This window comes from Hydrogenophaga sp. UC242_50 (assembly GCF_042697355.1).
Lineage (GTDB): Bacteria > Pseudomonadota > Gammaproteobacteria > Burkholderiales > Burkholderiaceae_C > Hydrogenophaga.
In genome coordinates this window covers 281,969-293,700 of sequence record NZ_CP170553.1, presented here as the reverse complement: position 1 = coordinate 293,700, position 11,732 = coordinate 281,969, and the positions used below count along the sequence as shown (strand labels likewise).

The window sequence follows — 11,732 nt, the reverse complement described above, 5'->3', positions numbered from 1 at the left end:
CAACACGTTCCGAGGGACACACACCGCGCCATGGCAACTATTCTGGTCGTAGACGATGAACTGGGGATTCGAGACCTGCTCTCGGAGATCCTCAACGACGAAGGCCATACGGTCGAACTCGCTGAAAACGCCGCACAGGCCCGCGCTGTGCGCGCCCAGTTGCGCCCCGACCTGGTGTTGCTCGACATCTGGATGCCCGACACGGACGGTGTGACCCTGCTCAAGGAGTGGGCCAGCGGTGGCCTGCTCTCCATGCCCGTGATCATGATGAGCGGCCACGCCACCATCGACACTGCCGTCGAGGCCACGCGCATCGGTGCCACCGCTTTCCTCGAAAAGCCCATCACCATGGCCAAGCTGCTCAAGGCGGTGGACCAGGGGCTCAACAAGGCCCCCGCCAAGCCCAGCGGCCCCGTCGTGTCCGCCCTGCGCATGGGCGGTGGCATGCTGTCATCGACCGACATCGCGGTGGAGGCCGCCGTCAGTGGCAGCGCTTTGCCCGAGCCGGCAATGATGGACCTGGGCCCGCAGTCGCTGCAGTCGTTCAACCTCGATGGCCCGCTGCGCGAGGCGCGGGACGATTTCGAAAAAGCCTACTTCGAATACCACCTCGCCAAAGAGTCCGGCTCCATGACCCGCGTGGCCGAAAAGACGGGCCTGGAGCGCACCCACCTGTACCGCAAGCTCAAGCAACTCGGCGTGGACTTGGCGCGCAGCAAACGCAACGCGCTCTGAGCGCCCGACGGCGGAAAAACCAGGCGCCGGAAGCTGCTACAATCTCGCTTCTTCCAAAGGCCCGGTAGCTCAGTTGGTAGAGCAGCGGATTGAAAATCCGCGTGTCGGTGGTTCGATTCCGCCCCAGGCCACCAGTATTTATGCGCCCCAGCGCCCGATAAGGGTTCTGGGGCGTTTTGCTTTTGGGTTCAGAGCTGCGGCTTCTGCATTGTTGCCGTGTCAACCTCGCAGAGCGTGCCTTGGCATTGCTGTGGCAAGGCCGTGCCAGGGCGGAGCGCAATTGCCCCGATGGCGCGCACGATTTGATCGAACGGCCGATGGAAAGCGCGCTGTTCAACTTTCTTCAAATCCAATCCAATTTCAGCGCACGCCTCGCTCGCACCAACGTTGCCGAGCGATCGCCTGCTGGTTCTGTGCGCAACACACGCGCATTGAGTGCAGCATTGTTGCGCCATCCAGACATCCTGAAAAAAACTCTCAACCTCCGTTCGACAGCTCTCAATTTTGATTTGAAACGAAATGCGGTTTTTGGTCATGAATTGACATTTTGCGGGATCGAGTTGCAGGCATTGATTGATGCAAAAAATGACTGCATCGTCAATCCTGTCAGATATGACAGTTGTTGAGTTGTGGCTCGCAATCGAGCATTCGCAGCTCTACGAAAACAACAGTCAGGAGGGCGATCGGCATGAATTTGCTGACTAGTACGGGCCATGTGCAATTCATGGACGAGGGTAGTGGCGATTGCGGGAGAGTGTCTTGAGCATTCCTCGCCGCACACTGTTTGGCAAACTCAATGTCGACCTGTTTCGAGCCATCGAGTCCGCCACCGTCTTGGCCAAACTGAGAGGCAATCCTTATGTAGAAGTGGTGCATTGGTTGCACCAACTCTGGCAGGCGCCCAATGGCGATTTTCATCGCCTGGCCACGCACTACAGTCTGGATATCGCGCAGGTCGAGAGAGATCTGACGGTGGCCTTGGCCCATTTGCCCACCGGCGCCGCAGGTGTCAATGATTTTGGCCATATGGTCGAACTGGCCATTGAGCGCGCATGGGTGTTTGCCAGTCTGACAATGCGTGACCAGCGCATCCGTGGCGCCTGGCTGTTGGGGGGCATGCTTCAAACACCTGACTTGCGACGCGTGTTGTTGGGTGTCTCGGCGAGCTTCCAGAGAATTCCTGTGGCGCAAATGGCGGAGGACTTTCCGCTGGCGGTTCGCGGCTCGGGTGAAGACGCTGCGATGGCACATGAGTCCACCGATTGGCAACCGGCATTGCCAGGGGAGGCCAGTGGTGCGCTCGATCCAGAGCCCCACGGCCAGTCCGCACTGGTCAAGTACTGTGCCGACCTCACCGCGCTGGCGCGAGAAGGGGGAATCGACCCAGTGGTCGGGCGCGAGCAAGAGATCCGCAACATGGTGGACATCCTGTTGCGCCGCCGTCAGAACAACCCTTTGCTGACGGGCGAGGCGGGAGTCGGCAAGACGGCGGTGGTCGAAGGCTTGGCCCTGGCCGTCGTAGGCCGTCTGGTACCTCCCAGTCTGCATCGTGTGCGCATCCTGAGCCTGGATGTCGGGGCCTTGCTGGCCGGCGCGAGCATGCGGGGGGAGTTCGAATCGCGCCTGAAAGCTGTGCTCAGGGAGGCGGCTGATTCCCAAGTGCCGGTGATCCTGTTCGTGGACGAGGTCCATACCCTCATCGGGGCCGGTGGTCAGGCCGGAACGGGCGACGCGGCCAATCTTCTCAAGCCCGCGCTGGCGCGGGGCGCCTTTCGTGTGATTGGTGCCACCACGTGGTCCGAATACAAAAAACACATCGAAAAGGATCCCGCGCTGACGAGGCGATTCCAGATGCTGCAAGTGCTGGAGCCGCAAGAGTCGGCCGCCGTGGCGATGGTGCGGGGCCTGGTGCCCGCATTCGCCAGGCACCATGGCGTAACGGTGCTCGATGAAGCGGTGCGTGCCGCGGTCTGCTTGTCCCATCGGTACATCCCGGCGCGCCAATTGCCGGACAAGGCCATCAGCTTGCTGGACACCGCGTGCGCACGGGTCGCCATGTCACTCCATGCCCCCTCGCGTGAACTGGAGACGATCCAGGCGCGTCGGGATGCCTTGCAAGGCGAGCACACCCTTCTCTTGCAGGAGGCCAGCATAGGGAAAGACCGCTGCGAGGCACTGGGGGAGGTTCAGCAGCGCATGGCGGACGTGGAGCACGAGCACAAGGTGCTGGCCGATGCAGGCGCGGCCGAGCGTCTGCTCACCAGTGCCATTCTTGAAAAACGCGAAGCCTGCCGCAGGGTCGAAGACGAAAACTCAAGGCGTGTTCTGGCATGCGAACTCCAGGCCCTGGAGCGGGACTTGCACCAACTGCAGGGTGATAGGCCTGGTGTCCACACTCAGGTGGATGAAGGAGTCGTGGCATCCATCGTGGCGGATTGGACAGGCATCCCCGTGGGCCGCATGGTGCGCGACGACCTGACAACTGTCCTGTCCCTCGAAGACCAGTTGCGCAAGCGCGTGATCGGCCAGGATGCTGCGCTGTCGACGGTGGCTGCTCGTGTCAAAACAGCCAGGGCGCGCCTCGGGGACCCTCACAAGCCGCTGGGCGTCTTTCTGCTGGTGGGGCCTTCCGGGGTGGGCAAGACCGAAACGGCCTTGGCTTTGGCTCAGGCTGTCTATGGCGGTGAGCACAACCTGATCACCATCAACATGAGTGAGTACCAGGAGGCTCACACCGTTTCTGGTCTCAAGGGTTCTCCGCCCGGTTATGTCGGTTACGGCGAAGGCGGGGTGCTGACGGAAGCGGTGCGACGTCGGCCCTACAGCGTCGTTCTGCTCGATGAAGTTGAGAAGGCCCACCCCGATGTGCACGAACTCTTCTATCAGGTGTTCGACAAGGGCTCGATGGAAGACGGGGAGGGGCGTGCCATCGATTTCAGGAACACCTTGATTCTCCTCACGAGCAACACCGGTTCCGATCTCCTCCATCAACTCTGTGAAGACCCGGTTCTTCTGCCGGACACCCAAGCGCTTATGGACGCCTTGCAGCCCGAGTTGCGCAAGGTTTTTCCCGCGGCCTTTCTCGGGCGCCTTCTGGTGGTGCCCTACCTGCCGCTCTCAGCCGGGTTGCTGGAGTCGATTGTTCGTCTGCAGCTGCAGAAAGTGGTGGCACGCATGCAGGAGCAACACGGCGTGCTTCTGGAGTTCACCTCCGGCGCATTGACCCACATCGTGGCGCAGTGCGGTACCCACGAAACCGGCGCGCGCCGCATCGGCCAATTCATCGAGCACAACGTGTTGACTCAGCTGGCCGAGGTCTGGCTGCAGCCCCTGCAGCGCCAGAAAGTAGAAACGGCTGGGACAGGCAAAGTACTCGTGCAGCAGGTTGCTGCGCATGCCAGGTGTTCCAGGCCAGCGGCAGCAGGCCCTGGTCGGGACCCAGGCCTTCGTGCACCAGTGCGTCCTGCGTCACCACATGCGGGTGGTCGGCCAGGCGGCCGGGCACACCGGTGAGAGACGCGACAGCGCCAACGTGCAGCAACTCGAACAGGTGGGATGCCACCTGCTCGTCGCCCCGGAGATACAGGGGCAGGCGGTCCAGTCCCTTGAGGTCGCAGAAATTCAGCTCACCGGTGACGCGCAGGCGGATGCGCAGGCTGCCGGCCACCTGCACCGTGGGAGGCAGGTAGCGCTCCAGCGCCGGAATGTCCGGTGGCGCGCCCGCCAGCTGGGCGCTGACGATCTCGATCGGCCAGAGCACCACATCCTGGCCGCTGCGGAATTCGCACGAGGTGGTCTCGCCATCGGGCACCTTGGCGAAAAAGGCCGTGCCACGCGGTACCGAGAACCCCTTGCTCGAGTCCCCTCCTGCACCTTCGGATGCAATTGCGCGACCGCCATGCTGGGTGTGGGCGCGACGTAGTTGGGGTACACCACCTCCAGCAACCGCTGGCTGAAGCGCGGAAACTCCGCATCGAGCTTGATGCTCATGCGCGCGGACATGAAGCAGAACGACTCGATCAGACGCTCCACATACGGGTCGGCCACCTCCATGCCCTGCATGCCCAGGCGGCGCGCGATCTTGGGATGAAGCTGGGCGAACTCCGACGCCGCTTCTCGCATGTAGGTGAGTTCGCGGTTGTAGTAGTCGAGCAGTTGAGGGTCCATGTTTCAGGTGTCTCCGATGAGGGGCGTTCAAGGGTTCGCGGCGCCACCCGCGCTCAATACCCTTTGGGAATCACGTAGCTGCGTTCGTTGGTGTCGTCGGACCAAACGCCCCGGAAATTGCTTCGGCCATGGCCCTGGTCGGGCGCGACCTCAATGCACAGACGCTGTTCCGGACCGCACTTGCTCAGCCGGATGCGCCCGCCCTTCTTCTCCAGGAAGGTGACGCTGGCCTGCATGCGCGCCATGTCGTCGGAGAACGCGGTCTTCTGCATTTGCAAATCGGCCTGTTGACGCTGCAGTTCGGCCTGCTGGCTCCGGATCTGCTGCACACCGACCCCCGCCACCACGACCGTGCGCACCAAGCCCATTGCACACAGGGCCGCCCACTGCCAAGTCAGGCGATGGCTGGCCGCTTTCACGCGTTCCTCGACCACCCCGGCCATCTGGACCACGCTGCCGAAGCGCTCGAGCACGGCGTTGGCTGCATGGCTCCACTGAGGCGCAGCGGCATCGGCCGTCAACCCCATCAACTTGCCCACGGCCGACTGGATGGCCTTGTCCGCCGCCGCCTCGATGGCGGGTATGGCTTGGGCCGTGGCACGGCGCAGCGTGTCGGACACCTCGGCCGAGTTCGCCGTGGTTTTCACGAGCGCGGCGCGCTCCTTGGCAAAGGCCTCGCGCTCTGCGGTCAGGCAGGCGATCGCGTCCTGGACGGCCAGCTGGTTGTCCTCGGCGAGTTCAAACAACTGGCGAAGCTTCTTTTCCTGCTCGGGGGGGTGGCTTGCATCCTGGCTCATGGCGTCGGGCTCCGTGTGGGGTGCAGTTCGATGCGGTTCGTTTCCAGATCCACGTTGCTTTGCACCATGAACTCCAGGGGATAGGGTTGCATGTGGATGTGGCCCGAGATCTCGAAGGTGAGCACGTTGTAGTGAGCGGCCGCGTGCTCCTTGATCAGTGGGCGAACGACCAGCAGCGCGCACCGGGTGCGGTCTGCGCGCAACCCCGACGGCCTGGTCAGCACGTTGTCCCGCTTCTTCGGCGTGGTGGTGCAACTGCGCGAATACATGCTGCAGTGGATGCCGATCGAGCCGCAGGACCGGTGCGTGCTGGGCCAGCCGAGGCTCTCGAGCGTGCTGGGTGAAGGGGCGATGCTCGGAGAGGTGGTTCCCGATCGGCAAAGCCGGTTTCGCCTCGTGATGGGCCCGCTGGATCTTGACGGGTACCTGCGGCTCACGCCGCAGGGCGCTGCCACGGGGCGGGACCTGCCGGCCCTGGTCGAGATCGTGCGCTCCTTCATCGGTTTCGAGTATGTGTGGGAGGTGGAGCTGTTGATCGACAGGACCGCCGCGCCCCGGTCGCGACTGGGTGACGGCACGCAACTGGGCTGGTCGACCTGGATGGCGGGAGAGGGAACCTGGCGCGGGCCCGTGACCGGCATGGTGTTCGAACCCGAAAGCTACTGCACATGAACCCTCTCAGACAATTGTTGGCCGCCCTGGTGGGCATCTCCCCGGACCCGCTGGCAGGGGCACCCGGCGTGTCCACGGAACTGCTTGCACCCGTGAGCGAGATCGCGCCCTGCGGCGAAAGCCTGGAGTACGACGCGGATCACGCCGTGCTGCAGGCGCGCCTGGCGCCTCAGAGCGAGGTGCAGTACGGGAGCTTTTCATCCCGGCCCGAGGCGCCCGACTGGGCCGAGGTCGAGCGCGATGCGCGCCGCCTGCTGGTGCGCAGCAAGGACATCGCTGTTCTGGGGTGGTTCACGCGCGCGCGCTGCCGCCTGGCGGGCGCTGCCGGTTTGCTGGAGGGCCTGCTCACCCTGCAGTCGGTGTTGCAGGCCTACCCTGAACAGGTCCATCCGCAGGTGGTGCTGGATGGTGTGCCCGATCCCGCCGTGCGGGCCAACGCCCTGGCGGCACTCTGCGACCCGGATGGTCTGCTGGGGGATGTGCGCGACGTCGTGGTGAGCGGGGGTACTGCGTTCCGTTTGACGGTGCGCGATGTGGAACGTGCCTTCGCCGTGCCTCGCCCGCCTTACGCTCCGGAGCCCGAAGGGGTCAAGCGGCAGCTGGCGGACCTGCACGTCAAGGGCGACGGCGCCTTGCGTGCCTTGCTGGCTTGCGGCAATGCGGTGCTGGGCATCGACCATTGGAGCCAGGGCGCTCTGGGCGACGATGCGCCCAACCTGGGTCCACTCATGCACCTGCTGGGCTGTCTGGCCGCCTTCGCCGTGGCGCCCGTGCGCGCCGAAAAGCTGCAGGTCGAGGATGTCGAATCGGATGGCTTGCGGCCGGGCTTCCAGGCCCAGCTCGTCGGCGCGCCGACGCCGCCGGGTGACCCTGTTGAGGCCCGGTGGTCGGCGCCGCTTGCCTTGCCCGCCGCGGGGGCGACCCATGCGCACATCGTGCAGGAGCGCGAGCAGATTCGGGCTTTGCTGCGTCACATCCGGCATTTGGTCGAACGCCATGAACCGAGCAGCCCTGTCACCATCCTGCTGAAGCAGGCAGATCGCATGTGGGGCCGGCGTTTCGCGGAGGTGGCACACATGATCCCGCCCGACCTGATGCAGGCCTGGGACCGGGACGACTGAGCCTAAGGTGCTACACTCAAGCCCTCTCTGATCTGAAAAAATTCAACAGAATCAATCAGATATCGCAAAAGCCCATCCCTCGCGCGATGGGCTTTTTCATTTCCGGGCTCGGCCTTTCCACGCGATCGGCTCGAAGCCAGCGCCCATTCCCCTTCTGGAGATCCGATGCCTGTTGTGACCCCGGCGCTTGCGCGCGATGACGACCTGTTGAGCCGCTTCACCCAAGGCCTCGTGACCCGCACGCTGGCGCATGTGGCCGATGAGGCCCGGCTGGATGGCGAAAGCCTGAAGAACGCGGTGGACCGGTACGAGATCGATTACGCCTGGCACGTGCTCGGCTCCGAGCGGCTGCGGGAGGCGGTGCTCTGCGCAGTGGAAGCGCGGCTCGGTCACCCGGCCGACGCAGGGCAGCAGGCGGCCGTGCGCGACCTGCTGCAGGCCGCCGCCGCCGCGCAGCCCAGCGATGCGCTCATGAGCTTCGACAACGATGTGCCGGCGCACCTGAGCCAGTTGCTGGTCGGTGTGCCCGATGTGCCTGTCGCGGCGGCCGCCGCGGAAACTGCCTGAACGCAATACCGCACCTCCCGCGTGCGGTATGGGTGCGCCACTAACATCCCCGCGTTGACAACCACCAGTCGTCCAGCGGAGCGTTTGTTTCTTCATGTCGGGTGTGCCTCTTCACACAAGCCCGCGCCATCTCGATGATGGCGTGGGTCTGCGCGCGCCCGTTCTTCATCGCCGATGCCCTCGTCGGCCGCGCCGCCATGCCCGTGGGCCCCTGGCCGCACATTCGTTTCGCGTTGACCTGAGCGTGACAGGTCAACGCCTCCGGCGCATCGAGGCCCGCGGCTAGCCCGCGGTCCGAGTCCACCCCCCTCCACGCACCTGCCGCCCGGCCTTCTTCGCCAAGGCCGTTCCATGCCCGCGCTCGCGCGCGGCCGTGCCTGCACGTCTGGAGTTTTCCGTCCATGGTTCTCACCCTTTCGCCTCCGCCTTCCTGGTCGTTCGCGCCACCCGCGTGGTGGCGCCGGTGCACGGAGCTGCGCATCGACGTGGAGCGTCCCAGCCAGCCCATGGAGGACGCCTTCGGTTCGATCTACGACCGCATCCACCAGCCCGGTGATCGCCTGCATGGCATTCCCGCCATCCCGCTGAACGACCCGGACCTCGTGGTGCGCTACCGCGAGGCCGATGGCGAGTTCTATGTGTATGTGGAAGACGTCCGGCACCGACGGCTGGCGGGCTACACGGTGTTCAACCGCCTCATCGAAGTCAACCGCGCGGCCGACCGCGTGGTGCGCGCGCCCCATTCCAGCTACGGTGAGGCCTACCAGCGGCGCGGCCTGGCGAGCGCCATCTACCGCTGGGGTCTGGGCGCGGGCCTGTGCCTGGTGACCGGCGCGCGCCAATCGCCGGGTGCGCACGCGCTGTGGCGTTCGCTGGCGCGCGACCATGAGCTGGGCTGCGTGCGCCTGCAGGACAAGACCCTGACCTACCTCGGGCCGGAGGTGGCGCCCGAGGTGATGGACGAGCTGCACACGCGCATGTTGTTGCTTGGCAGCGGCTGGACGCTGGCGCGCTTCGCCGCCGCCACCGGCATGCGAGGGGTCTGAGCGGGTCTCAGCGCAGCGCGGGCGGGCGCCGCTTCTTCCACGAGCGCGACGCCTCGGCCGCGATGTCGATGAAGTTCTTCACCGCCGGGTTGCGGTCCTGCGTGCGGTAGAGCAGGCCCATGCGCACGATCGGGCTGGGCTCCTTCGGCACCACGTAGGCCACGCCCGGGCGCTGCAGCTGCGAGAGCGAGGACGGAATGAGCGAGATGCACAGGCCGGTGGACACGATGGAGATGATGGTCTGCATCTGGCGCGCGTACTGCACGATCTCGGGCGTGAAGCCGGCGCGCGCGCAGTAGTCCTGCACCGCGTCGTACAGGCCGGGCGCCATCGGGCGGCCGAACAGCACGAAGGGCTGGTGCTTGAAGAGCTTCATGCTGGGGCTTTTCATGTGCGCCTCCTTCATGCTGTCGGGCAGGGCCAGCACCAGGCGCTCGTCGAACAGCGGCTGGAACGACAGGCCTGGCTCGTTGATCGGCCCGGGCGCGATGCCGATGTCGATCTTGTTGGTCTTGAGGTTGGGCACCTGCATGTCCAGCGTCTCTTCCGACAGGTGCAGCTCGATGCCGGGGTAGCGCTCGCGGCAGAGCTTGAGGGCCTGGGGCAGCATGGTGACGTTGGCGATGGACACGAAGCCCACCGCCAGCGAGCCGGTGTCGCCGCGCGCGCTGCGCTGGGCCAGGATGCGCGCGTGCTCCAGCCGAGCGAGCACGGCGCGCACCTCCACGTAGTAGGTCTGCGAGGCCGGCGTCATGACCACGCCCCGGTTGGTGCGCTCGAACAGCTGCACGCCGAGTTCTTCCTCCAGCGCCTTGATCTGCACCGAGAGGGGCGGCTGGCTGATGTGCAGGCGCTCGGCCGCGCGCATGAAGTTCAGCTCTTCGGCGACGGCGATGAAATAGCGGAGTTGCCGGATGTCAGGCATACGAAAATCATATAACAGAGGCCTGCAAACGGTATTGGCTCGAATGCCGGCATCTCAATACAGTGGCGACCGCCATACCCGGCATACAACGATCGGAGACAAACATGATGTCCATTTCCCGCCGCGCCGGCCTGCTGGCCGTGGGCGCCGCAGTCCTTGCCATCAGCACCGCTGCGCATGCCCAGACCCGCGAAGTCAAGATCGGCTACGCCCTGGCCCCGAACTCGCACTACGGTGCCGGCGCCAACGCCTGGGCCGCGTCGTTCGAGAAGGCCACGAACGGCCAGTTCAAGTTCCGTCAATTCCCCTCCAGCGCCCTGGGTGGCGAGCGCGAATTGCTCGAAGGCCTGCAGCTGGGCACCGTGGAAGCGGCCATCGTCTCCTCCGGCACGCTGAGCAACTTCGTGCCCGAAGTCGGTGTGACCGACATCCCCTTCCTGTTCCGCGACATCAACCACGCACGCAGCGTGCTCGACGGCCCGATCGGCCAGGACCTGCTGGGCAAGTTCAAGTCGCGCAACCTGGTCGCGCTGGCCTGGGGCGAGCAAGGTTTCCGCCACATCACCAACGGCAAGCACCCGATCACCAAGCCCGAAGACCTCAAGGGCCTGAAGATCCGCACGATGGAAAACCCGGTGCACATCACCGCCTTCCGCACGCTGGGCGCCGCGCCCACGCCCATGGCCTGGCCCGAAGTCACCGGCGCGCTGCAGCAGGGCACCATCGACGGCCAGGAGAACCCGATCTCGGTGATCGCCTCGGCCAAGCTCTCGGCGGTGCAGAAGCACCTGGCGCTCACGGGCCACGTGTATTCGCCGGCCATGCTGCTGGTCTCGCCCAAGTTCTGGGACTCGCTCAACGACAGTCAGAAGGCCGCCGTGACCGCGGGCGCCAAGGACGGCGCGAAGGCCATGCGCCAGTTCGTCGACGACATCGAGAAGAAGGGCGTGGACGAGCTGCGCGCCCAGGGCATGCAGATCACCGAGGTGCCCAACAAGGCGCCGTTCCAGCAGGCCCTCTCGCCCGCCTACCAGCAGTACGCCTCCAAGTACGGCAAAGAGCTGATCGACCGCATCGCCAACGCGAAGTGACCGTCTGACCCCGCACCGCCCGGCCCCGTGCCGGGTGGTGCGCTTGTGCACGTGCGCTGCAGGAAATCCCCATGATCGACCGATTCGAGAACGCCCTGGTGGCCGTCAACCGCTGGGTGCTGATCCTGCTGTTGGCGGCGATGTCCGTCATCGTGTTCGCCAACGTCGTGCTGCGCTACACCACCAACGACTCCATCGTCTGGGCCGAAGAGGTCGCGCGCCACCTCATGATCTGGGGCACCTTCCTGGGCGCCGGGCTGGTGCTGCGCTTCGGCGGGCACGTGGCGATCGACAACCTGCACCAGGCCGTGCCCACGCCGCTGGCGCGGGTGCTGCGTGCGGTCGTGGCGCTGCTGATCGCCGGCTTCTGCGTGTCGATGACGTATTTCTCCATCGTCTACACCAGCGTGATGCGGTTCCAGACCACGCCCGCCACCGGCATCTCGTTCGCCTGGATCTACGCGGCCTTGCCCGCGGGCTTCATCCTGATGCTGGTGCACCTGGCCTTTCTGGTGCGCCGCTACGTGATCGACGGCCGCTTCCACGAGTCGCCCGAGATGGACGCCGAGGCGGCTGCCTCGCTCTGAGCCCCTGACGCGGAACCCCCAACC

11 protein-coding genes, 1 tRNA gene and 2 pseudogenes are annotated in these 11,732 nt (G+C 65.2%); 10 read left to right on the top strand and 4 right to left on the bottom strand.

Features of this window, described 5'->3' with window-relative positions; all coding sequences use genetic code 11:
• Positions 1 to 30: 30 nt before the first annotated feature.
• From ACFJGX_RS01480 to tssH, 4 genes and pseudogenes are all read left to right on the top strand, one after another.
• Positions 31 to 735: a response regulator gene (locus ACFJGX_RS01480; protein ID WP_382322953.1), complete on the top strand. Its 705-nt coding sequence runs from the start codon at positions 31 to 33 to the stop codon at positions 733 to 735.
• A gap of 58 nt (positions 736 to 793) precedes the next feature.
• Positions 794 to 869, top strand: a tRNA-Phe gene (locus ACFJGX_RS01475).
• A 105-nt stretch (positions 870 to 974) separates the two neighbouring features.
• Positions 975 to 1,361, top strand: a complete 387-nt coding sequence (locus tag ACFJGX_RS01470) for a hypothetical protein (RefSeq protein ID WP_382322954.1) — start codon at positions 975 to 977, stop codon at positions 1,359 to 1,361.
• 118 nt (positions 1,362 to 1,479) lie between these two features.
• A pseudogene (gene tssH / locus ACFJGX_RS01465) lies at positions 1,480 to 4,020 on the top strand (type VI secretion system ATPase TssH); the annotation flags it as partial.
• 15 nt (positions 4,021 to 4,035) lie between these two features.
• Here tssH and tssF read toward each other — a convergent pair.
• The 3 genes and pseudogenes from tssF to ACFJGX_RS01450 form a co-directional block, all read right to left on the bottom strand.
• Positions 4,036 to 4,902, bottom strand: a pseudogene (gene tssF, locus ACFJGX_RS01460) (type VI secretion system baseplate subunit TssF); the annotation flags it as partial.
• A gap of 53 nt (positions 4,903 to 4,955) precedes the next feature.
• Positions 4,956 to 5,699 carry a hypothetical protein gene (locus ACFJGX_RS01455; protein WP_382327595.1) on the bottom strand — a complete coding sequence of 248 codons (744 nt, stop codon included), beginning with the start codon at positions 5,697 to 5,699 and terminating at the stop codon, positions 4,956 to 4,958.
• Positions 5,696 to 5,923 (bottom strand): hypothetical protein, encoded by a 228-nt coding sequence (locus ACFJGX_RS01450; protein ID WP_382322956.1) that lies wholly within the window; start codon positions 5,921 to 5,923, stop codon positions 5,696 to 5,698. The genes ACFJGX_RS01455 and ACFJGX_RS01450 overlap by 4 nt, the downstream gene beginning before the upstream one ends.
• Position 5,924: 1 nt before the next feature.
• Here ACFJGX_RS01450 and ACFJGX_RS01445 point away from each other — a divergent pair, with 1 nt between their 5' ends.
• From ACFJGX_RS01445 to ACFJGX_RS01430, 4 genes are all read left to right on the top strand, one after another.
• Positions 5,925 to 6,371: a type VI secretion system baseplate subunit TssG gene (locus ACFJGX_RS01445; RefSeq protein ID WP_382322957.1), complete on the top strand. Its 447-nt coding sequence runs from the start codon at positions 5,925 to 5,927 to the stop codon at positions 6,369 to 6,371.
• 92 nt (positions 6,372 to 6,463) lie between these two features.
• Positions 6,464 to 7,492 (top strand): ImpA family type VI secretion system protein, encoded by a 1,029-nt coding sequence (locus ACFJGX_RS01440; RefSeq protein ID WP_382322958.1) that lies wholly within the window; start codon positions 6,464 to 6,466, stop codon positions 7,490 to 7,492.
• 165 nt (positions 7,493 to 7,657) lie between these two features.
• Positions 7,658 to 8,059, top strand: a complete 402-nt coding sequence (locus tag ACFJGX_RS01435) for a hypothetical protein (RefSeq protein WP_382322959.1) — start codon at positions 7,658 to 7,660, stop codon at positions 8,057 to 8,059.
• A 401-nt stretch (positions 8,060 to 8,460) separates the two neighbouring features.
• Positions 8,461 to 9,105, top strand: a complete 645-nt coding sequence (locus ACFJGX_RS01430; protein ID WP_382322960.1) for an N-acetyltransferase — start codon at positions 8,461 to 8,463, stop codon at positions 9,103 to 9,105.
• A 7-nt stretch (positions 9,106 to 9,112) separates the two neighbouring features.
• On the opposite strand, the gene ACFJGX_RS01425 is transcribed toward ACFJGX_RS01430, so the two are convergent.
• Complete coding sequence (locus ACFJGX_RS01425; protein WP_382162638.1) at positions 9,113 to 10,030, bottom strand: LysR family transcriptional regulator; 918 nt, start codon at positions 10,028 to 10,030, stop codon at positions 9,113 to 9,115.
• A gap of 107 nt (positions 10,031 to 10,137) precedes the next feature.
• Between ACFJGX_RS01425 and ACFJGX_RS01420 the strand changes: the two genes are divergently transcribed.
• Both ACFJGX_RS01420 and ACFJGX_RS01415 read left to right on the top strand, forming a co-directional pair.
• Entirely contained in the window at positions 10,138 to 11,121 is a 984-nt protein-coding gene (locus ACFJGX_RS01420) for a TRAP transporter substrate-binding protein (RefSeq protein ID WP_382163770.1), read from the top strand.
• Between the two features lie 71 nt (positions 11,122 to 11,192).
• Positions 11,193 to 11,708, top strand: a complete 516-nt coding sequence (locus ACFJGX_RS01415) for a TRAP transporter small permease (RefSeq protein WP_382322961.1) — start codon at positions 11,193 to 11,195, stop codon at positions 11,706 to 11,708.
• Positions 11,709 to 11,732: the final 24 nt, after the last annotated feature.